Source organism: Streptomyces sp. NPDC014006 (genome assembly GCF_043088925.1).
Taxonomy (GTDB): Bacteria; Actinomycetota; Actinomycetes; order Streptomycetales; family Streptomycetaceae; genus Streptomyces.
In genome coordinates this window covers 190,110-210,558 of the sequence record NZ_JBICAJ010000011.1, presented here as the reverse complement: position 1 = coordinate 210,558, position 20,449 = coordinate 190,110, and the positions used below count along the sequence as shown (strand labels likewise).

18 protein-coding genes are annotated in these 20,449 nt (G+C 71.7%); 15 read left to right on the top strand and 3 right to left on the bottom strand.

The genetic code is table 11. The features are described from left to right. Positions 1–104 precede the first annotated feature (104 nt). The 6 genes from ACF1GV_RS32195 to ACF1GV_RS32170 all read left to right on the top strand — a co-directional run bounded on the left by ACF1GV_RS32195 (position 105) and on the right by ACF1GV_RS32170 (position 6,846). Entirely contained in the window at positions 105–1,274 is a 1,170-nt protein-coding gene (locus tag ACF1GV_RS32195; RefSeq protein WP_391687775.1) for an alginate lyase family protein, read from the top strand. Between the two features lie 174 nt (positions 1,275–1,448). Beyond that, positions 1,449–2,153, top strand: a complete 705-nt coding sequence (locus tag ACF1GV_RS32190; RefSeq protein ID WP_391687772.1) for an ABC transporter ATP-binding protein — start codon at positions 1,449–1,451, stop codon at positions 2,151–2,153. 177 nt (positions 2,154–2,330) lie between these two features. After that, positions 2,331–4,901 carry a DUF4118 domain-containing protein gene (locus ACF1GV_RS32185; RefSeq protein ID WP_391687769.1) on the top strand — a complete coding sequence of 857 codons (2,571 nt, stop codon included), beginning with the start codon at positions 2,331–2,333 and terminating at the stop codon, positions 4,899–4,901. Continuing rightward, positions 4,898–5,578: a response regulator gene (locus tag ACF1GV_RS32180; RefSeq protein ID WP_391687766.1), complete on the top strand. Its 681-nt coding sequence runs from the start codon at positions 4,898–4,900 to the stop codon at positions 5,576–5,578. Before ACF1GV_RS32185 ends, ACF1GV_RS32180 begins: the two co-directional genes overlap by 4 nt. 92 nt (positions 5,579–5,670) lie before the next feature. After that, the gene (locus ACF1GV_RS32175) at positions 5,671–6,069 is read left to right on the top strand and encodes an OB-fold nucleic acid binding domain-containing protein (RefSeq protein WP_363266190.1); all 399 of its coding nucleotides are present in this window, start codon (positions 5,671–5,673) and stop codon (positions 6,067–6,069) included. A 3-nt stretch (positions 6,070–6,072) separates the two neighbouring features. Beyond that, positions 6,073–6,846, top strand: a complete 774-nt coding sequence (locus ACF1GV_RS32170; protein ID WP_391687763.1) for a DUF3159 domain-containing protein — start codon at positions 6,073–6,075, stop codon at positions 6,844–6,846. A gap of 72 nt (positions 6,847–6,918) precedes the next feature. On the opposite strand, the gene ACF1GV_RS32165 is transcribed toward ACF1GV_RS32170, so the two are convergent. Together ACF1GV_RS32165 and ACF1GV_RS32160 are read right to left on the bottom strand one after the other, a co-directional pair. Next, positions 6,919–7,590: a TrkA family potassium uptake protein gene (locus ACF1GV_RS32165; RefSeq protein ID WP_361624895.1), complete on the bottom strand. Its 672-nt coding sequence runs from the start codon at positions 7,588–7,590 to the stop codon at positions 6,919–6,921. Continuing rightward, positions 7,590–8,261, bottom strand: a complete 672-nt coding sequence (locus ACF1GV_RS32160; RefSeq protein WP_391687760.1) for an NAD-binding protein — start codon at positions 8,259–8,261, stop codon at positions 7,590–7,592. Before ACF1GV_RS32160 ends, ACF1GV_RS32165 begins: the two co-directional genes overlap by 1 nt. 447 nt (positions 8,262–8,708) lie before the next feature. Between ACF1GV_RS32160 and ACF1GV_RS32155 the strand changes: the two genes are divergently transcribed. Together ACF1GV_RS32155 and ACF1GV_RS32150 are read left to right on the top strand one after the other, a co-directional pair. Then, positions 8,709–10,763, top strand: a complete 2,055-nt coding sequence (locus ACF1GV_RS32155) for an APC family permease (RefSeq protein WP_391687757.1) — start codon at positions 8,709–8,711, stop codon at positions 10,761–10,763. A 73-nt stretch (positions 10,764–10,836) separates the two neighbouring features. Beyond that, positions 10,837–12,177 (top strand): class I SAM-dependent RNA methyltransferase, encoded by a 1,341-nt coding sequence (locus ACF1GV_RS32150; protein WP_391687754.1) that lies wholly within the window; start codon positions 10,837–10,839, stop codon positions 12,175–12,177. A 15-nt stretch (positions 12,178–12,192) separates the two neighbouring features. On the opposite strand, the gene ACF1GV_RS32145 is transcribed toward ACF1GV_RS32150, so the two are convergent. Continuing rightward, a complete protein-coding gene (locus ACF1GV_RS32145) occupies positions 12,193–13,938 on the bottom strand; it encodes a hypothetical protein (protein ID WP_391687750.1) in 1,746 nt (581 codons plus the stop codon). A 198-nt stretch (positions 13,939–14,136) separates the two neighbouring features. Between ACF1GV_RS32145 and ACF1GV_RS32140 the strand changes: the two genes are divergently transcribed. The 7 genes from ACF1GV_RS32140 to ACF1GV_RS32110 all read left to right on the top strand — a co-directional run bounded on the left by ACF1GV_RS32140 (position 14,137) and on the right by ACF1GV_RS32110 (position 20,430). Continuing rightward, on the top strand, positions 14,137–14,553 hold the full coding sequence (locus tag ACF1GV_RS32140) for a cell division protein SepF (RefSeq protein ID WP_391687747.1): 417 nt from the start codon (positions 14,137–14,139) through the stop codon (positions 14,551–14,553). Positions 14,554–14,644: 91 nt separating this feature from the next. Then, entirely contained in the window at positions 14,645–15,817 is a 1,173-nt protein-coding gene (locus tag ACF1GV_RS32135; protein ID WP_391687744.1) for an ATP-binding protein, read from the top strand. Then, entirely contained in the window at positions 15,814–16,185 is a 372-nt protein-coding gene (locus ACF1GV_RS32130) for a nucleotide pyrophosphohydrolase (RefSeq protein WP_391687741.1), read from the top strand. Before ACF1GV_RS32135 ends, ACF1GV_RS32130 begins: the two co-directional genes overlap by 4 nt. 182 nt (positions 16,186–16,367) lie before the next feature. Further along, positions 16,368–16,829 carry a DUF6099 family protein gene (locus ACF1GV_RS32125; RefSeq protein WP_391687738.1) on the top strand — a complete coding sequence of 154 codons (462 nt, stop codon included), beginning with the start codon at positions 16,368–16,370 and terminating at the stop codon, positions 16,827–16,829. Between the two features lie 602 nt (positions 16,830–17,431). Next, the gene (locus ACF1GV_RS32120; protein WP_391687736.1) at positions 17,432–18,355 is read left to right on the top strand and encodes an LLM class F420-dependent oxidoreductase; all 924 of its coding nucleotides are present in this window, start codon (positions 17,432–17,434) and stop codon (positions 18,353–18,355) included. Positions 18,356–18,661: 306 nt separating this feature from the next. After that, the gene (locus tag ACF1GV_RS32115) at positions 18,662–19,243 is read left to right on the top strand and encodes a TetR/AcrR family transcriptional regulator (protein WP_391687733.1); all 582 of its coding nucleotides are present in this window, start codon (positions 18,662–18,664) and stop codon (positions 19,241–19,243) included. After that, positions 19,240–20,430 (top strand): SGNH/GDSL hydrolase family protein, encoded by a 1,191-nt coding sequence (locus ACF1GV_RS32110; protein ID WP_391687731.1) that lies wholly within the window; start codon positions 19,240–19,242, stop codon positions 20,428–20,430. The genes ACF1GV_RS32115 and ACF1GV_RS32110 overlap by 4 nt, the downstream gene beginning before the upstream one ends. Positions 20,431–20,449: the final 19 nt, after the last annotated feature.

Sequence of the window (20,449 nt, the reverse complement as noted above, 5' to 3'; positions counted from 1 at the left end):
GCATGCGTGACCCCTTGACGGCGCATTGGTCCGTACCTATGGTCTCCGGCCAACGCCTGCGTTCACAAAGGCGCTCCTGGTTCACATACGAGAACGGAGTCGCTATGCGTCGTGCCGCACTGCTCGCAGTGGTGGCCTCTCTGCTGCTGGGCGCCTTCACCGCGCCCGCCGCCCATTCCGCCCCCGCCTCCTTCGTCCACCCCGGAGTCACCGTCTCCCGCAGCCAGCTGGACTTCGCCCGCACCCAGGTGCTGGCCGGCGCACAGCCCTGGAAGGGCGCCTTCGACCAGCTGCTGGCGAGCAAGTACGCCGATCTGAACCGCACCCCGGCGCCCCGCGCGACCGTCGAGTGCGGCTCGTACTCCACCCCCAACTACGGCTGCACCGACGAACGCGAGGACGCCCTCGCCGCGTACACCGACGCGCTCGCCTGGTACGTCACGCGCGACGACCGGTACGCGAAGAAGGCCATCCAGCTGATGGACGCCTGGTCCGCCGTGATCCAGGACCACACCAACAGCAACGCACCCCTGCAGACCGGATGGGCCGGCTCCACCTGGCCGCGCGCCGCCGAGATCATCAAGTACACGTACACGGGCGCCTGGCCGAACGCCGCCCGCTTCGCCACGATGCTGCGCGACGTCTACCTGCCCGAGGTGATCAACGGCTCGAACTCCAACGGCAACTGGGAGCTGTCCATGATGGAGGCGGCGATCGGCATCTCCGTCTTCCTGGAGGACAGGACCTCCTACGACAGGGCCATGGCCGCCTTCCGTACGCGCACCGCCGCCTACGTGTACCTCGCCTCCGACGGCGACCTGCCGAAGACCGTCCCGAGCCAGCACCTCGACACCCGCGACAAGATCGTCAGGTACTGGCAGGGACAGTCCACCTTCGTCACCGGCCTCACCCAGGAGACCTGCCGCGACTTCGTCCACACCGGCTACGGCATCTCCGCCATCTCCCACGTCGCCGAGACCAGCCGCATCCAGGGACAGGACCTGTACGGCACCGACGTCGGCGAGCGGCTGCGCCAGGCACTGGGCTTCCAGGCCCGGTACGAACTGGGTACGGCCGTCCCGAGCTGGCTGTGCGGCGGTTCCCTCAAGCTCGGGCTGGGCCCGGTCACCGAGGTCGGCTACAACGCGCTCCACAACCGCCTCGGCGTCGCCATGACCAACACCCAGGCCCTGACCGAGCGCAACCGCCCGGCCGGCAGCAACAACCTCTTCGTGGCCTGGGAAACCCTCACCCACGGTGACAACCCGGCGTGAACCGCTGAGGGGGTCTCGTCCGATGAGGAAGTGAGAGCGCACAACAGCCGGCGAGGACGAACCGGCGAGAACGATCGAGAACCGACGAGAACCATTGAGGGACCGGGCGCCCGGTGGTGATACTGGCGCCCGGTCCGCGGACCGCGGGTCCACGGGGGAACAGGGGGAGCACACATGACGAAGGTCGTCACCGAGACGATGGTGCGCGTCGAGGACGTGCACAAGTCCTACGGCGAAGGCGCAGCCGCCGTCCATGCGCTCAAGGGGGTCTCCTTCGAGATCCCGCGCGGCGAACTCGTCGCCCTCAAGGGCCGCTCGGGGTCCGGCAAGACGACTCTGCTCAACATCGTCGGCGGGCTCGACCAGCCGGACCGGGGCCGGGTGATCGTCGACGGCAGCGATCTGTCGGACCTGGGCGAGGAGGGGCTGCTCGCCCTGCGCCGGGACCGGGTCGGATTCGTGTTCCAGTCCTTCGGCCTCATCCCGATCCTCACCGCCGCCGAGAACGTGGGCGTGCCGATGCGACTGCGCCGCGCGGACCCCCGCGAGCGGGAGCAGCGCGTACAACTGCTGCTGTCCCTGGTCGGCCTCGCCGAGCACGCCGCGCAGCGCCCCGGTGAGATGTCCGGCGGCCAGCAGCAGCGGGTGGCCATCGCCCGCGCCCTGGCCAACGAGCCGGCGCTTCTCATAGCCGACGAGCCGACGGGGCAGCTGGACGCGGAGACCGGCCACGCCGTGATGGAGCTGCTGCGCGCGGTCGTCCACAGCGAGAAGGTCACGGCCCTGGTCGCCACCCACGACGCGACGCTGCTGGACCTGGCCGACCGGGTCCTGGAGCTGAGAGACGGCGAGATCGTCGAGGCGGGTGCCGGGGCCTGAGCCGGAGCCTGAGAAGGGGCGCCGACGGGGGTCGGTGCCGGGCCCACCTCCGTCGTCCGGGACCGTCAGGGTCGCGTCAAAGGTGTCCGCTGCTCGCCCCCGCGCCGCTTTCGTCGCTCCCGTGGGTCGTAAGGTCGACGCTGCGTAGGGGCAGTCACACCGGAAGACAATGGGTTCATGGCACGCGGCAAGCTTCGGATCTACCTGGGAGCGGCACCCGGTGTCGGCAAGACCCACGCGATGCTGTCCGAGGCGCACCGGCGGGTCGAGCGCGGTACGGACTGCGTCGTGGGGTTCGTCGAGCACCACGGGCGGCCGCGTACCGAGGTGATGCTGCACGGTCTGGAGGCGGTGCCGCGCCGGGAGCTGGAGTGCCGCGGCGCGCGCTTCACCGAGATGGACGTCGGCGCGGTGCTGGCCCGCCGCCCGCAGGTGGCGCTGGTGGACGAGCTCGCCCACACCAACGTCCCCGGTGCGCGCAACGCCAAGCGCTGGCAGGACGTCGAGGAGCTGCTGGCCGCCGGCATCGACGTGGTGTCGACGGTCAACATCCAGAACCTGGAGTCGCTCGGCGACGTCGTCGAGTCGATCACCGGAGTGCGGCAGCAGGAGACGGTGCCGGACGAGGTGGTGCGCCGGGCGGACCAGATCGAGCTGGTGGACATGTCGCCGGAGGCGCTGCGCCGGCGGATGGCGCACGGCAACATCTATCAGCCGGACAAGGTCGACGCGGCCCTGTCGAACTACTTCCGGCCCGGCAACCTGACCGCGCTGCGCGAGCTGGCGCTGCTGTGGGTGGCGGACCGGGTGGACGCCTACCTCCAGCGGTACCGCACCGAGCACCGGGTGTCGGCGATATGGGGTTCGCGGGAGCGGATCGTGGTGGGCCTGACCGGCGGCCCCGAGGGGCGCACACTGATCAGGCGGGCGGCGCGGCTGGCGGAGAAGGGCGCGGGCGGGGAGGTGCTCGCGGTGTACATCTCCCGCAGCGACGGCCTCACCGCGGCCTCGCCCAAGGAGCTGGCCGTGCAGCGCACGCTGGTGGAGGACCTGGGCGGCACCTTCCACCATGTCGTCGGGGACGACATCCCCGCCGCCCTGCTGGCGTTCGCCCGCGGGGTGAACGCCACCCAGATCGTGCTGGGCTCCTCGCGCCGCAAGAGCTGGCAATACGTCTTCGGCCCCGGGGTCGGCGCCACGGTCGCCCGTGAGTCCGGACCCGACCTCGACGTACACATCGTCACGCACGAGGAGGTCGCCAAGGGCCGCGGGCTGCCCATGGCGCGCGGTGCACGGCTCGGGCGCTCACGGGTGGTGTGGGGCTGGCTGGTGGGCGGCGCCGGCCCGGTGCTGATGACCCTGCTGCTGACCGGCATCGACGCGTCGCTCGGCCTGACCAACGACATGCTGCTGTTCCTGGGGCTGACGGTGGCGGCGGCCCTGGTGGGCGGGCTGCTGCCGGCGCTGGTCGCGGCGGCCTTCGGCTCGATGATGCTGAACTGGTTCTTCACGCCGCCGGTGCACCGGGTCACCATCGCCGACCCGAAGAACATCCTCGCCCTGGTGATCTTCGTGTCGGTGGCGGTGTCGGTGGCCTCGGTCGTCGACCTCGCCGCCCGGCGCACCCAGCAGGCGTCCCGGCTGCGCGCGGAGTCGGAGATCCTCTCCTTCCTCGCCGGAAACGTGCTGCGCGGCGAGACCAGCCTGGAGGCACTGCTGGAGCGGGTACGGGAGACCTTCGGGATGGAGTCGGCGGCCCTGCTGGAGCGCGAGAGCGATGTGGCGCCGTGGACCTGCGCCGGGCGCGCGGGGCTCGGCGGACCCGTTCAGCGGCCGGAGGAGGCCGACGTGGACATGCCGGTCGGCGATCACATGGCGCTGGCGCTCACCGGTCGGGTGCTGCCCGCCGAGGACCGGCGGGTGCTCGCCGCGTTCGCCGCGCAGGCCGCCGTGGTCCTGGACCGCCGGCGGCTGCAGCAGGAGGCCGACCAGGCCAAACAGCTGGCCGAGGGCAACCGCATCCGCACCGCGCTGCTGGCAGCCGTCAGCCACGATCTGCGCACCCCGCTCGCCGGGATCAAGGCGTCCGTCTCCTCGCTGCGCTCCCACGACGTCGAGTGGTCCGAGGAGGACGAGGCGGAGCTGCTCGCGGCGATCGAGGAGGGCGCCGACCGGCTCGACCACCTGGTCGGCAACCTCCTCGACATGTCCCGGCTGCAGACCGGCACGGTCACCGCGATCATCCGCGAGATCGACGTCGACGAGGTGGTGCCGATGGCGCTCGGCGGCGTCCCTGAGGGCAGCGTCGAGCTGGACATCCCCGAGACACTGCCCATGGTCGCCGTAGACGCCGGGCTGCTGGAGCGGTCGGTGGCCAACCTCGTGGAGAACGCCGTCAAGTACAGCCCGCCCGCGCTGCCCGTCCTGGTGGCCGCGAGCGCGATGGCCGGCCGGGTCGAGGTGCGGGTCGTCGACCGCGGCCCGGGCGTCCCGGACGAGGCCAAGGAACGCATCTTCGCGCCCTTCCAGCGCTACGGCGACGCACCGCGAGGCGCCGGTGTCGGCCTCGGCCTGGCCGTGGCGCGCGGCTTCGCCGAGGCGATGGGCGCCACCCTGAACGCCGAGGACACCCCCGGCGGCGGCCTCACCATGGTCCTCAGCCTCCGGGCGGCCGCCGGCCCGCCCCCGCAGGAGCCGGCGCGACACGGCTCGGTGCAGTCGGTTCCCTCAGAAAGGCAGGCCACATGACCCGGGTGCTCGTGATCGACGACGAGCCGCAGATCGTGCGCGCCCTCGTGATCAACCTCAAGGCCCGCAAGTACGAGGTCGACGCGGCCCACGACGGCGTCGGCGCCCTGAAGCTCGCTGCCGCCCGCCACCCCGACGTGGTGGTGCTCGACCTGGGCCTGCCGGACATGGACGGCGTCGAGGTGATCAAGGGGCTGCGGGGCTGGACCCGGGTGCCGATCATCGTGCTCTCCGCGCGGCACTCCTCCGACGAGAAGGTGCAGGCGCTGGACGCGGGCGCCGACGACTACGTCACCAAGCCGTTCGGCATGGACGAGCTGCTCGCCCGGCTGCGGGCCGCCGTGCGCCGCGCCGAGCCCGTCGGCACCGGCGAGGAGGACACGGTGGAGACGGCCGGGTTCACCGTCGACCTGGCCGCGAAGAAGGTCAACCGCGGCGGCCGGGACGTACGCCTGACGCCGACGGAGTGGCATCTGCTGGAGGTGCTGGTGCGCAACAGCGGCCGTCTGGTCGGGCAGAAGCAGCTGCTGCAGGAGGTGTGGGGGCCGTCGTACGGGACGGAGACGAACTACCTGCGGGTGTACATGGCGCAGCTGCGCCGCAAGCTGGAGGCGGACCCCTCGCACCCGAAGCACTTCATCACGGAGCCGGGGATGGGGTACCGGTTCGAGCGCTAGCCCGGCCGAGCCCGGCTTTCGGCCCGGGGAGGGTGTGTGAGGGCCGACACGGGGAGTACGTAGCCGTCAGTGCACCCCGGTACGCTTCAGATATGAGTGCTGTTCCCCGTTCCGAAAAGCCGGCGGGCCGGTTCCGGCGGATGCTCGACCGGCTCTCCTCGTCGCAGGAGGACCTGGAGTCCGAGGAGCTGCGCGAGGACGCCGAGACGGCGGGCTGTACCCGGATCGGTGACTGCAAGGACCGTCAGATCGTTACGGTTACTGGTACCTTGCGCACGGTCACCCTGCGTCCGCGTGCGGGTGTCCCGGCTCTGGAAGCGGAGCTGTTCGACGGCACCGCCGCGCTGGACGTGGTGTGGCTCGGCCGGCGCTCCATCGTGGGGATAGAACCGGGGCGCAAGCTGATCGCATCGGGCCGGATCTCGATGAGCCGGGGCCGCCGGGTGCTGTTCAACCCCAAATACGAACTACGACCCCTCGGACGGGAGTAGCCGGTGACGTCACTCGACAAGCCGACCGACGACACATCTGCCAACGACGCCCGGGCGGTGACGGAGGCCGCGCTGTTCGAGGCGTTCGGCGGAGTGCGGGGCATGGTCGAGACGGTGGTCCCCGGCCTCCTCTTCGTCACGATCTACACGATCAACAAGGACCTCCATCTGTCGGCGATCGCCGCGGTGGCCGTGTCCCTGGTGCTGGTCGTGGTGCGCCTCGCGATGAGGGACACCGTCAAGCACGCCTTCAGCGGCGTCTTCGGCGTCGCCTTCGGTGTCGTCTTCGCGATGATGACCGGCAACGCCAAGGACTTCTATCTGCCGGGCATGCTCTACACCCTCGGCCTGGCGCTGGCGTACATCGTCACCACGATCGCCGGGGTTCCGCTGATCGGTCTGATCCTCGGCCCGGTGTTCAAGGAGAACCTCTCCTGGCGCACCCGCAACCCGGGACGCAAGAAGGCATACGCCAAGGCCAGCTGGGCCTGGGGCCTGATCCTGCTCGCCAAGTGCGCGATCCTCTTCCCGCTGTACTGGTGGGCCGACACCACCCAGCTCGGCTGGGTGCTGGTCGCGCTGAAGATCCCGCCGTTCCTGCTCGCCGTCTGGCTGACGTGGGTCTTCCTGGCGAAGGCGCCGGCGCCCATCGACGTCTTCGCGGAGATGGAGGCCGAGGAGAAGGCCGAACAGGAGCGCAAGGCGACGGCCCTGGCCGCGGAGCGCGGCGAAAGCCCCGAGCCGACGGAGAGCGGCCGCCACCGCCGGGAAGCGTAAGACCGGCGCATACGGCGATGGGGCGCCCGGTGCTCACCGGGCGCCCCATCGCCGTAATCGAAACCGGAACCGTCAGCTGTCGTCGCGTCGCACCGACAGCAGGTCCTCCAGCTGGCCCTCGCGGGCCTGGGCGGCCACGAACAGCAGCTCGTCGCCCGGCTCCAGGGAGTCCTCGCGGGACGGCGTGAGAACGCGGGTGCCGCGGATGATGGTGACCAGCGAGGTGTCCTGCGGCCATTCCACGTCGCCGACCTGCGTGCCGGCCAGCGCCGACTCCTCCGGCAGGGTCAGCTCGACCAGGTTGGCGTCGCCGTGGCTGAAGCGCAGCAGCCGGACCAGGTCGCCGACGCTCACCGCCTCCTCGACCAGGGCCGACATCAGGCGCGGGGTGGAGACGGCGACGTCCACGCCCCAGGACTCGTTGAACAGCCACTCGTTCTTGGGGTTGTTCACCCGGGCCACGACGCGCGGAACGCCGTACTCCGTCTTCGCCAGCAGGGAGACGACGAGGTTGACCTTGTCGTCGCCGGTCGCGGCGATCACGACGTTGCAGCGCTGCAGCGCCGCCTCGTCCAGGGAGGTGATCTCGCAGGCGTCGGCGAGCAGCCACTCCGCCTGCGGGACGCGCTCGACCGAGATCGCGGTCGGCGCCTTGTCGATCAGCAGCACCTCATGGCCGTTCTCCAGCAGCTCGCCCGCGATCGAGCGGCCCACCGCGCCGGCACCGGCAATGGCGACCCTCATCAGTGACCGCCCTCCTCTTCAGGGCCCTTGGCGAAGACCGCCTCGACCTTTTCGACCTCGTCGCTGCGCATCATCACGTGCACCAGGTCGCCCTCCTGCAGCACCGTCTGGGAGGTGGGCAGGATCGCCTCGCCCAGGCGGGTCAGGAACGCCACCCGGACGCCCGTCTCCTCCTGCAGCTTGCTGATCTTGTGCCCGACCCAGGCGGCCGAGGCGTGCACCTCGGCGAGCTGCACACCCCCGGTGGGGTCGCGCCACAGCGGCTCGGAGCCGGAGGGCAGCAGACGGCGCAGCATCTGGTCGGCGGTCCAGCGGACCGTGGCGACCGTCGGGATGCCGAGACGCTGATAGACCTCGGCGCGACGGGGGTCGTAGATACGGGCCGCGACGTTCTCGACACCGAACATCTCACGGGCCACCCGGGCGGCGATGATGTTGGAGTTGTCGCCGCTGGAGACCGCGGCGAAAGCGCCCGCCTCCTCGATGCCGGCCTCGCGCAGGGTGTCCTGGTCGAAGCCGACCCCGGTGACCCGGCGGCCCCCGAACGAGGAACCGAGACGTCGGAAGGCGGTGGGGTCCTGGTCGATCACAGCGACCGTATGCCCCTGCTGCTCCAGGGTCTGGGCGAGAGCGGAACCCACTCTGCCGCAGCCCATGATGACGATGTGCACGACCGTCCTTCCGGTGTCAAGAGATCTCACTTGGCTCGAACAGGGTCTCAGACCGGCGACCAAGCTACACAGGCACGCCGCGGGCTGTGCACCCCCGGGCCGGTTACGTCCTGTCCTTCCGGCGAGGTGCGTGCCGGCCCTCGCCGCGCCGGGATCATCCGAACGACGGGCTCAGCGCGGCTGTGTGGCGCGGCGGCGAGTGATGCTGCGCACGCTGCGCAGGGTGAGGAATCCGAGGCCGAGGAGTGTGACGGCGGCGCCGATCAGCTCTGCGGTGGCGGGCACGGTGACCTCCGAGGTGCGGCAGGGCGGGAGTCCAGCCATCTAGTCACGGGCACGGTCCCACCTGCGGAATCCGTAGCGCTGTGAAGCGCCGATTCCACTCGTGCGGCAGATCGGCCACGGCAGGTGGGCGAGCCCGTGTTCGAAGGCTTACGATCCTCTGTTGTGTCCAAACTGACCGACGTGCCCAAACGGATTCTCATCGGGCGCGCACTGCGCAGTGATCGGCTGGGGGAAACTCTCCTGCCGAAGCGCATCGCCCTTCCCGTTTTCGCCTCCGACCCGTTGTCCTCCGTGGCCTATGCGCCAGGGGAGGTGCTGCTGGTCCTGTCCATCGCGGGCGTGTCGGCGTACCACTTCAGCCCCTGGATCGCCCTCGCGGTCGTCGTGCTGATGTTCACGGTCGTCGCCTCCTACCGACAGAACGTGCACGCCTACCCCAGCGGCGGCGGCGACTACGAGGTCGCCACCACCAACCTCGGCCCCAAGGCCGGTCTGACCGTGGCGAGCGCGCTGCTCGTCGACTACGTCCTGACCGTCGCGGTGTCGATCTCCTCCGGCATCGAGAACCTGGGCTCGGCGATCCCGTTCGTCGTCGAGCACAAGGTGGCCTGCGCCGTCGCCGTGATCATCCTGCTGACGGTGATGAACCTGCGCGGCGTGAAGGAGTCCGGCAAGCTCTTCGCGATCCCGACGTACGTCTTCGTCGCCGGCGTCTTCATCATGATCGCCTGGGGCGCCTTCCGCGGCCTGGTCCTCGGCGACACCATGCGGGCACCCACCGCCGACTTCCACATCAAGGCCGAGCACCAGGGCCTGGCCGGCTTCGCGCTGGTCTTCCTGCTGCTGCGCGCCTTCTCCTCCGGCTGTGCCGCGCTCACCGGTGTCGAGGCGATCTCCAACGGCGTGCCCGCCTTCCGCAAACCCAAGTCCAAGAACGCCGCGACCACCCTGGCGGCCATGGGCCTGCTCGCCGTCACCATGTTCTGCGGCATCATCGTCCTCGCCCTGACCACCAAGGTCCGCATGGCCGAGAACCCGGCCACCGATCTGCTGAAGAACGGCGTCGGCGTCGGCGTCGACTATGTCCAGAACCCGGTGATCACCCAGGTCGCCGAGGCCGTGTTCGGCAAGGGCAGCTTCTTCTTCGTCGTACTGGCCGCGGCCACCGCGCTGGTGCTGTTCCTCGCCGCCAACACCGCCTACAACGGCTTCCCGGTGCTCGGCTCGATCCTCGCCCAGGACCGCTACCTGCCGCGTCAGCTGCACACCCGCGGCGACCGCCTGGCCTTCTCCAACGGCATCGTGCTGCTGGCCGGCACGGCGACCCTCCTGGTCCTGATCTACGGCGCCGACTCCACGCGGCTGATCCAGCTGTACATCGTCGGTGTGTTCGTGTCGTTCACGCTCAGCCAGATCGGCATGGTCCGGCACTGGAACCGGCACCTGGCCGCCGAGAAGGACCAGGCCAAGCGCAGCCACATGATCCGCTCCCGTGCGATCAACACCTTCGGCGCCTTCTTCACCGGTCTGGTGCTGGTCGTCGTCCTGGTCACGAAGTTCACGCACGGCGCCTGGGTCGCCCTGCTCGGCATGTGCATCTTCTACGTGACGATGACCGCGATCCGCCGTCACTACGACGCCGTGGCCGCGGAGATCGCCGCGCCCGAGGGCCCCAGCGACGACAGCGTCCGCCCCTCGCGCGTCCACTCGGTGGTGCTCATCTCCAAGATCCACCGCCCGACGCTGCGCGCGCTCGCCTACGCCAAGCTGATGCGCTCCGACTCCCTGGAGGCGCTCACGGTCAACGTCGACCCGGTCGAGACCAAGGCGCTGCGCGAGGAGTGGGAGCGGCGCGGCATCGACGTACCGCTGAAGGTGCTGGACTCGCCGTACCGCGAGATCACACGGCCGGTCATCGAGTACGTCAAGGGCCTGCGCAGGGAGAGCCCGCGCGACGCTGTGTCGGTGATCATCCCCGAGTACGTGGTCGGCCACTGGTACGAGCACTTCCTGCACAACCAGAGCGCGCTCAGGCTGAAGGGACGCCTCCTGTTCACCCCGGGCATCATGGTCACCTCGGTGCCCTACCAGCTGGAGTCCTCCGAGGCCGCCAAGAAGCGGGCCCGCAGGCGGCAGGAGTGGAACGCGCCCGGTTCGGTCCGGCGCGGTCCGCTGACGCAGGGCGAGCGGGCGAAGGGGACGGAGAACCGGAAGTAGCTCTCCCGCGACCACGTAGACTGGTGGGCTGTTGTCCGTCCGTCCCCCTCACCCCCTCTGGAGTCACCCCGCCATGCAGGCACAAGAGAACAACTCGCAGGCGGGGTCGCTGGTCGGGGCCGAGTTCGAGGTCGAGATCGGCCCCGTCGCCCACGGCGGTCACTGCATCGCCCGCACCTCCGAGGGCCAGGTCCTCTTCGTCCGGCACACGCTGCCGGGCGAGCGGGTCGTGGCCCGGGTGACCGAGGGCGAGGAGGGCGCGCGGTTTTTGCGTGCGGACGCCGTGGAGATCCTCGAGGCCTCCAAGGACCGCATCGAGGCGCCCTGCCCCTTCGCCGGTCCGGGCCGCTGCGGCGGCTGCGACTGGCAGCACGCCAAGCCCGGCGCCCAGCGGCGGCTGAAGGGCGAGGTGATCGCCGAGCAGCTGAAGCGGCTCGCGGGGCTGACGCCCGAGGAGGCCGGCTGGGACGGCACGGTCGTCCCGGCCGAGGGCGACAAGCTGCCCGCCGGCCAGGTCCCGCAGTGGCGCACGCGCGTGCAGTATGCCGTCGACGCCGAGGGTCACGCCGGTCTGCGTCGCCACCGCTCGCACGAGGTCGAGCGCATCGACCACTGCATGATCGCGGCCGAGGGCGTCAGCGAGCTGGGCGTGGAGCAGCGCGACTGGTCGGGCATGGAGTCGGTGGAGGCGATCGCGGCGACGGGTTCGCAGGACCGCCAGGTGATCCTCACCCCGCGCCCGGGCGGCCGGCTGCCCCTGGTCGAACTGGACCGTCCGGTCTCGGTGATGCGCGTGGACGAGAAGGACGGCGGCGTACACCGCGTCCACGGCCGCCCCTTCGTGCGCGAGCGCGCCGACGACCGCACCTACCGGGTCGGCAGCGGCGGCTTCTGGCAGGTCCACCCGAAGGCCGCCGACACCCTCGTCACCGCGGTCATGCAGGGCCTGCTGCCCCGCAAGGGCGACATGGCACTGGACCTGTACTGCGGCGTCGGCCTCTTCGCCGGCGCCCTGGCCGACCGCCTCGGCGAGCAGGGCGCGGTCCTCGGCATCGAGTCCGGCAAGCGCGCCGTCGAGGACGCCCGGCACAACCTCGCCGACTTCCCCCGGGTCCGCATCGAACAGGGCAAGGTCGAGTCGGTCCTGCCGCGCACCGGCATCACGGAGGTCGACCTCATCGTCCTGGACCCCCCGAGGGCCGGCGCCGGCCGCCAGACGGTCGCCCACCTCTCCTCCCTGGGTGCCCGCCGCATCGCCTACGTCGCCTGCGACCCCGCTGCGCTGGCCCGGGACCTGGCGTACTTCCGGGACGGGGGGTACCGGGTGCGGACGCTGCGGGCGTTCGATCTGTTTCCGATGACGCATCATGTGGAGTGCGTGGCGATCTTGGAGCCTGCCCCGAAGGGGCTCTGATCTGCGGGCGGTCCGTCATCTGCGCGGCTTCAGCAGCAGCTGCCGTACGTCCACGCTCGACAGGGTCTGCGGGTCGCCCGTGAACGCCCGCAGACGGACCCGGACCTTCGCGTTGTTGCGGGACACGGGGAACGTGCCCTTGGGCGGTCGCAGTGCGTAGACGGCCGTGCCGTGCGCCGGCATGGTGGCCGGGCCGCGCACCACCGTCCAGTAGCGGCCCATGCCCTCGCCCGTCGTCAGCATGAAGTGGGGAGTGAGCGGGCGGTCGCCGGTGTTGGTCACGCGTACCGTCAGCAGCGACACCTTGCTCGGCGTCGCGTGCCGCACCTCGGTGACCCGCATCCGCAGGGGTGGCGTCCCCGTCGCCGCGACCAGGGCGCTCACCAGTGCGGGGGCCAGCAGGAGGACGCCCGCCGCGGCCAGCGCCGGGCGGCGCCGCCGGCCGGCCGGCAGCCATCGAGGCCGTGGCTGCCAGGCGCCCGCGAACTCGGCGGCCGGCGCCGTCACCACGGCGGCCAGCCACAGCGGCGTCATCAGCAGGTAGTAGCCGTCCTGGGAGCGCGTCGCGAGATAGAACGCGCACCACGGCAGCACGGTCGCCGCGGGCCCGAGTCGCCGTACGAACAGCACGAACACCGCCAGCAGCCCGGCCAGCAGCAGCATGCTCGCGTGCCCGTACCAGTCCAGCCGGTCACTGCCGTCGGTCAGCAGCAGCGATACGACGTTCAGGCCCTGGCCGTGCAGCACCGCGCCCTGCGTGATCAGCAGCAGGATCCCCTCGAACCAGGTGCGCGGCTCGTGGACCACGAAGTACGTGTTGATCAGCAGCCAGGTGGCGAAGACGATCCCGAGCACCCGCAGCAGGAGCCGCCCGGCCTCGCGTCCGCCCAGCTCGCCGCGGCGCACCGCGTAGAGGCCGGCCAGCAGGAACGGCGTGATGAACCACGGCAGTTGCTGGGCCGCGCAGGCCGCGCCCAGGCACGCGGCGCGGGCGATCCCGGCGGCGCCGAGCCGCCCGCCCTGTCCGATCCGCGGCCAGCGCACGACCACCGGGACCAGCAGCGCGAGGCCCAGTATCGCGGGATAGCCGAGGCGGGCGTAGGACGGCAGGAAGCCGAAGCCGAGGCAGACCATCGTCGCCGCCGAACGCCACGGCACCGGAAGCATCCGCCACAGCGTGACCGCGGCCACGAGCAGCGCGGCCGTGGTGACCAGCGTCGCCGGGGTGCCGGCGTGGCCCAGCCACAGGAACGGCGCGGTGAGCAGCGGGGCCAGCGGGGGATAGCCGTACGTGTAGTCGTAGCCGCCGTCGACGGTGGGGGTGAGGGCGATGCCGGGGCCGAACAGCCAGGGCCAGGGCTGTCCGTAGACGGGGTGCCCGGCGACCAGCTCGCGGGCGGCCTGGGTGGTCAGTACGGCCTCGTCGGCGCCGTTGTGGTTCATCACCCAGGTGCACAGCGTGAGCGTCACCGCGGTCAGCAGGACGGCCAGATCCAGGCGCGCCAGGGTGCGGTGACGCCGGGTCACCACGGTGAGCACCCCGCACGCCAGGATCGACGCGTAGCACGCCGTGATCACCAGGGCCACGGGGAGCCGGTGGGTCGCCGCCTGTGTCCACACCGTGCGGGTGCCGATGAAGAGGCTGATGACGGCGAGCAGGGTGAGGACCCGGTGCCACTGCGCGGGCGGAGGCTGCTCGAGGTGGGCGGCCGGCGCCGGCCGCGGGCGGCGAGCGGGAGCCGCCGGCTGCGTGTATGCCATGTGCACGGCATGGAACGCTAAGAGCGCCCGATGAACGGGGTGCGGCCGGAGGTGAAGATTCCGGTGTGACCCAGATGAGCGGTGGCAGTCCGGGAGAAAGTCGGCATACGGGATGGTGTGACCGGCTCGCCCGGTCGCGGACCGTGTCGCTGTTGGGCCGAACAGGTGACGTGGCGTAAGAATTGCGTGGTGCAGGAGATGAGTGCGAGTCGGAACGGGGGAACGGTGAACCGCTACGACGTCACCGATGAACAGTGGGAAGGGCTCGCCCAGGTCGTACCCCTGCGCGGCCGCGACTCCTGGCCGTCAGCGGTCAATCACCGCTCTCTGCCGGAGGCGGAGACGGAGATGCGACGCCGCTTCGTGGTGTTGCGGGTCAATGTCTTCGCGGACGCCCGTGAGGTCGCCGAGACGCTGATGGCCGGCATTCCGGTCCTCCTCGACCTGACCGGTGCGGAGACGGAGGTCGCCAAGCGCGTCCTCGACTTCTCCACCGGCGTGGTCTTCGGCCTGGCCAGCGGCATGCACCGCGTCGACCGCAACGTGTTCCTGCTCACCCCGCGCGGCACGGAGGTCAGCGGGCTGATGGAGAACACAGGGCTGTCGGGGAGTTGACGGGCGCGTCCACGCCGCGCGTCCCTCGATAGGAGGAAGCTGACCCCGGCGTAACGGTTCGCTGGACGCGGGCGGGCCTAGCGTCCGCCGTATGGGAGTTTCTTCCGTTTCGACGTTGTCCGCTTCCCGGGAGCCGGACGTGGTGAGGCCGGTGCGGCCGCGGGTCACCGAGGTGCGGCTGTCCGCCTTCGCCGTGCACCGGCGAGTCGTCCTGCCCCTGGACGGCGCGTTCACGCTGCTCGCCGGGCCCAGCGGAAGCGGCAAGTCGACCGCGCTGCGCGCCTACGCGGCACTCGCGCGGCTCGCCGCGGGCGCCGAACTCGAAGAGGTCTTCCCGGATCCGCTCTCCTGCGTGCCGGACCAGGCCCGGCCGGACGCCCAGCGGCGGCGCGGCTTCCGCATCGGCTGTACGGCCGACGGTCCCGTCGGCCCGGTACGGCTCGACCTCGCCGTACAGGCCGAGCCCGAACTGCGCGTCGTGGGGGAGCGGCTCACCGCCGGCCGGACCGTCCTGCTGGAGACCGCGCTCGTCGATCCCACGCGGCGCGCCGTGCAGGCCGCCTGGCACACCGCCGGCTCCGCTCCGGTGACGCGCGCCCCGCTGCCCGACGACCGGCTCGGGACCGCCCTGCTGCCGCTGCGCGTCGCCGGCAAGACGGACGGGCAGCGCCAGGTGCTGGCCGCCGCCGAGCAACTCCTCGTCGCACTGCGCTCGGTGTTCGCCTGCGACCCGCGCCCCTCCCGGATGCGGGCGCCCGTCCCGAACGGCTCAGGGCGGCTGCTCACCGGCTGCGACAACCTCGCCGACGTCCTGTGGCGCACCCGCGCCGAGTGCGGCCGCCGGCACGCGCTGCTCGTCGCCGCGCTGCGCGACGGCTGCGCCGTCCCCGCCGCCGACGTGGTGGCCGAACTCCACAGCGACGGGACGGTGCGGGCCTGGCTGGAACGGGACGGCGGCGCCCCTACGGCGCTGGCCCGGCTCGGCGACGGCGAGTTGCGCTATCTCGCGCTGGCCCTGGTGCTGCTCACCGGGCCCGGCATTCTGGAGGCCGACCCGGTCGGCGAGGTGCCGTCCGCCCTGCAGGAACTCACCGTGCTCGCCGACGGCTTCGACCGCTGCCTGGACCCACGGCAGCGCGCGGCACTCGCACGGCTGGCGGTGCGGATGGGTGAGCGCGGCCATCTGCGCTGCGTCGGAGCGGTGGCCGACGCCTCGTGGGCGGCAGGGATCGACGGCGTCACGGTGGTACACCTGGACCGGTGACGAAGCATCCGGATCTGGCGCAGTTGCAGCGCAGGCTGGCCGAGTTCGCGGCCGCCCGCAACTGGCAGCCGTACCACACGCCCAAGAACCTGGCGACCGCGCTGAGCGTCGAGGCCGCCGAACTGGTGGAGATCTTCCAGTGGTTGACGCCGGAGGAGTCGGCGGGGGTGATGGGCGACCCGGACACCGCCCACCGGGTCCGCGACGAGGTGGCCGACGTGCTCGCGTATCTGCTGCAACTGTGCGAGGTGCTCGGCGTCGACCCGCTGACGGCTCTGGCGGAGAAGATCGAGCGGAACGAGCAGCGGTTCCCGGCGCCCGGGGGCGGGGACACAGGCGAGGACGGCAACGGTGGTGGTGGCGGCTGACGTTGGACGAGATGCCTCCGCTTTCACTCTCCGCAGTCGTTCAGCTGCCCGAAATCGATTTGTTGTCCGCAGAATTCCGCCTTCCTCTGGCTTTTCGCCCCACATGCCTTCACGCTGGGTAGTGAACAAGGGAGTTCGGGCAGACGTGCGAGACGCACGTCGGATCGTCACCGGGGGCGCGTATGGACGCGGTGAGGCTCATCCTGACGAGCAGACGGGCGCTGGCGGCGAGCAGTGATCCGTCGCGGACCCTGCGAGAGGTCTGGCAGGCCCAGGCCCTCGCCCAGGCCATCGGCAGCCGCCTCGCGGTCTCGGGTCCGCCCGAACTGCGCGGCGAGGCGCTGGGGTTGACGGAGCTGGCGGGGCGCGGCTGCGGTGTCCTGGACCCGCCCGACCTCGACCCGGGCGAATTACGCGCCGCTCAGCTCACCGCCCTGGACGACGCCCGGCAGACGCTGCTCGCTCTCGACGCCCTGCTCGCCGACGTCGGCATCGCCCTCGTCGGCATAGCCGGCGGGGCGGACGGCGAGGGCACGTACTGGCAGTGCATGGAGGCGATCGACGCGGCCGACGAATCGCGCGACCGCGTCCACTGGATGCTTCGCAAACTGGCCACCCGCGAGGAGGCGTTACCGGAACGGTGAACTGCCGCGGGCCGCGGGGCGCTGTGACGCTCGTTGTCTGTCCGCCGGTCCGCCGGTCCGCCGGTCCGCCGGTCCGCCGCCCGTCCACCGGTCTGCCGGCCCGCCCTCCAGGCGCCGGTGCCCCAGTGGTTGGTCGGCCCCCGTCTATGGCCACGGCGCCACGGCGGACGCCCCGCCCTCGGCCACGGCGCCCGTGCGAGCCCTGCCACGCGCCCGCTCCCCGAGGGCTCAGCTCACCTCCGGTCCTCCCGGAGGATGCGTGAGGTGCCCGTCGCCGACTGGAGGCCCGCGTCGAGTGCCGACAGGTCCGCGTTCAGCGCCGCCATCAGTTCCTCCGTCTGCTGCAGCAGTCCTTTCGGCTGGGCGACGCCCCGCACGGACCTTCGGGCATGACGGCCTTCCCGGCCCACGGTCCCCTCGCGGGGACCGGCGCGGGCGCCGGGCGGTCCGGCTCCGCCCGAGCCAACGTCACCGCCACGGGCGGTCACTGGCCCGGTGGTCGACCGGGCCCGGCGTTGACGTTCTCACCCGACCGGGGAGAACGGCCCGGGCCACGGGGACCGGTGACAGGACCGGCGGCCGCGGTGTGGAGGATGGAGGGCATGGATCTTCGCATCTTCACCGAACCGCAGCAGGGCGCGACCTACGACACCCTCCTCACCGTGGCGAAGGCCACCGAGGACCTCGGCTTCGACGCCTTCTTCCGCTCCGATCACTATCTGAGGATGGGCGACACCGACGGGCTCCCCGGCCCCACGGACGCCTGGATCACCCTCGCCGGCCTCGCCCGCGAGACCCGCCGTATCCGACTCGGCACACTGATGACCGCGGCCACCTTCCGGCTCCCCGGTGTCCTCGCCATCCAGGTCGCCCAGGTCGACCAGATGTCCGGCGGCCGCGTCGAACTCGGTCTGGGAGCGGGCTGGTTCGAGGAGGAGCACACGGCGTACGGGATCCCCTTCCCGAAGGAGAAGTTCGGCCGCCTGGAGGAGCAGCTGGAGATCGTCACCGGCCTGTGGGGGACGCCGGAGGGCGACACCTTCGACTTCCACGGCACCCACTACGACCTCACCGACTCGCCCGCGCTGCCCAAGCCCGCGCAGGAGAAGATCCCGGTCCTCGTCGGCGGCCTCGGCGCCACCCGCACGCCGCGCCTGGCCGCCCGCTTCGCGGACGAGTTCAACATGCCCTTCGCCTCGATCGAGGACAGCGAGCGGCAGTTCGGCCGGGTGCGCGACGCCGCCGAGGCGAACGGCCGCAAGGCCGACGACCTCGTGTACTCCAACGCCCTCGTCGTCTGCGTCGGCCGCGACGACGCCGAGGTCGCCCGCCGTGCCGCCGCCATCGGCCGCGAGGTCGACGAGCTGAAGGAGAACGGCCTGGCCGGCTCCCCGGCCGAGGTCGTCGACAAGATCGGCCGGTACGCCGAGATCGGCTCGAGCCGCGTCTACCTCCAGGTGCTCGACCTGGCCGACCTGGACCACCTGGAGCTGATCTCGGCCCAGGTGCAGTCCCAGCTGTCGTAGGCCCCGCGCACCGCGACCGTGACCGCCCCCGGGGTTCGTGCCCGCCGCATGCGGGCACCGGCCGCCCCGGGGGCGGTTCCGCAACCGGCGGGCCGGCCCTGCGACCGGCGGGCCCGCACGCACCGCCCGCGTGCACGGCCGGCGTGCACGGCTCGCCCGCACCGCCCGCCGCACCGCCGCACCGCCGGGCCAAGCGGCCCCGGGCGGGGCTCGGGGGCGGGGCTCGCCGCCTCCTTCACGCCATAGCCATTTGCCTAAAAGCTTTAGGCAGCTGCATACTCGTTGATGGCAGAAGAGAGGAAGGTCATGGCGCGCGCAGGGCTGACAACCGGCCGTTTGATCCGGGCGGGCGCGGAACTCGCCGACGAGGTCGGCTTCGACCAGGTGACCGTCTCGGCGCTCGCCCGGCGTTTCGACGTCAAGGTCGCGAGCCTGTACTCGCACCTGAAGAACTCCCAGGACCTCAAGACCGGCATCGCCCTGCTCGCGCTGGGCGAACTCGCCGACCGGGCCGCCGACGCCCTCGCCGGCCGGGCCGGCAAAGACGCCCTGACCGCGCTCGCCAACACCTACCGCGACTACGCCCGCGAACACCCCGGCCGCTATGCCGCGACCCGCCTGCCCCTCGACCCCGACACCGCGGCCGCGAGCGCGGGCGTCCGGCACGCGCGGATGACCCGGGCGCTGCTGCGCGGCTACGACCTGACCGAACCCGACCAGACCCACGCGGTCCGGCTGCTGGGCAGCGTCTTCCACGGCTACGTCAGCCTCGAGCTGGGCGGTGGCTTCGCTCACAGCGCCCCCGACAGCCAGGAGAGCTGGGAACGCGTCCTGGACGCCCTCGACGCCCTGCTGCGGAACTGGCCCGCACCCGGAGGACCCCGATGACCGCCGACTGGATCACCACCCCCCTCACCGCCGCCCACCTGCGCGGCGCCCTCGAGCTGGAGCGCACCGCGCACGGGCTGCTGCCGCACCGCCTGCCCGCCCGTGCCCGCGCCCAGAACGACGACCCGCAGCTCGCCCTCGCCGAGTCGCAGCCCAGCGGTGTCCGCCTGGCCCTGCGCACCCGTGCCACCGCCGTCGAGCTGGACGTGCTGGCCACCAAGCGCGTCTACCGCGGCGCCCCGCCCCGCCCGCACGGCGTGTACGAGCTGCTCGTCGACGGCCGCCCGGCCGGCAGCGCCACCGCGGACGACGGCAACACCGTCACGATCGACCTGACCACCGGCGCCTCCGACATCCGCCCCGGCCCGGTGCGCACCCTGCGCTTCTCCGGTCTGCCCGACCGGGACAAGGACGTCGAGATCTGGCTGCCGCACAACGAGCACACCGAGCTGGTCGCCCTGCGCACCGACGCCCCCGTCGAGCCGGCGCCCGACCGGGGCCGTCCCGTATGGCTGCACCACGGCAGCTCCATCAGCCACGGGTCCGACGCGGACGGCCCCACCACCACCTGGCCGGCGCTCGCCGCCCGGCTCGCCGGAGTGGAGCTGATCAACCTCGGCTTCGGCGGCAGCGCGCTGCTCGACCCGTTCACCGCACGCGCGATCCGGGACACCCCCGCCGATCTGATCACCCTCAAGATCGGCATCAACCTGGTCAACGCCGACCTGATGCGCAGGCGCGCCTTCGGGCCGGCCGTCCACGGCTTCCTCGACACCGTCCGCGAGGGGCACCCGACGACACCGCTCACGGTCGTCTCCCCGTTGTACTGCCCCATGCACGAGGAGACGCCAGGGCCCGGCGCCTTCGATTTCGCGGCGCTCGCCGAGGGGCGGCTGAACTTCCGCGCCACCGGCGACCCGGCGGAGGTCGCCGCCGGGAAACTGACCCTCACCGTCATCCGCGAGGAACTGTCCCGGATCGTCACCGAGCGCTCCGCCGAGGACCCGCACCTGCGCTACCTCGACGGCCGCGAGCTGTACGGCGAGGACGACCACGCCGAGCTGCCGCTGCCCGACGGGCTCCATCCCGACGGCGCCACCCACTGCCGTATCGGCACCCGGTTCGCGGACGTCCTGCAAAGGACGCTCCCGGAGGTCGTGGCGAAAACCGGTGGCCCGGCCGCCTGACGGCCGGGAAACTCGCTCA

Bases quoted from the DNA above. Each gene is read 5' to 3' on its own strand.
- ACF1GV_RS32195 (WP_391687775.1), top strand. From the start codon at position 105: ATGCGTCGTGCCGCACTGCTCGCAGTGGTGGCCTCTCTGCTGCTGGGC.
- ACF1GV_RS32190 (WP_391687772.1), top strand. From the start codon at position 1,449: ATGACGAAGGTCGTCACCGAGACGATGGTGCGCGTCGAGGACGTGCAC.
- ACF1GV_RS32185 (WP_391687769.1), top strand. From the start codon at position 2,331: ATGGCACGCGGCAAGCTTCGGATCTACCTGGGAGCGGCACCCGGTGTC.
- ACF1GV_RS32180 (WP_391687766.1), top strand. From the start codon at position 4,898: ATGACCCGGGTGCTCGTGATCGACGACGAGCCGCAGATCGTGCGCGCC.
- ACF1GV_RS32175 (WP_363266190.1), top strand. From the start codon at position 5,671: ATGAGTGCTGTTCCCCGTTCCGAAAAGCCGGCGGGCCGGTTCCGGCGG.
- ACF1GV_RS32165 (WP_361624895.1), bottom strand. From the start codon at position 7,590: ATGAGGGTCGCCATTGCCGGTGCCGGCGCGGTGGGCCGCTCGATCGCG.
- ACF1GV_RS32150 (WP_391687754.1), top strand. From the start codon at position 10,837: ATGCAGGCACAAGAGAACAACTCGCAGGCGGGGTCGCTGGTCGGGGCC.
- ACF1GV_RS32145 (WP_391687750.1), bottom strand. From the start codon at position 13,938: ATGGCATACACGCAGCCGGCGGCTCCCGCTCGCCGCCCGCGGCCGGCG.
- ACF1GV_RS32140 (WP_391687747.1), top strand. From the start codon at position 14,137: ATGAGTGCGAGTCGGAACGGGGGAACGGTGAACCGCTACGACGTCACC.
- ACF1GV_RS32135 (WP_391687744.1), top strand. From the start codon at position 14,645: ATGGGAGTTTCTTCCGTTTCGACGTTGTCCGCTTCCCGGGAGCCGGAC.
- ACF1GV_RS32125 (WP_391687738.1), top strand. From the start codon at position 16,368: ATGGACGCGGTGAGGCTCATCCTGACGAGCAGACGGGCGCTGGCGGCG.
- ACF1GV_RS32120 (WP_391687736.1), top strand. From the start codon at position 17,432: ATGGATCTTCGCATCTTCACCGAACCGCAGCAGGGCGCGACCTACGAC.
- ACF1GV_RS32115 (WP_391687733.1), top strand. From the start codon at position 18,662: ATGGCGCGCGCAGGGCTGACAACCGGCCGTTTGATCCGGGCGGGCGCG.
- ACF1GV_RS32110 (WP_391687731.1), top strand. From the start codon at position 19,240: ATGACCGCCGACTGGATCACCACCCCCCTCACCGCCGCCCACCTGCGC.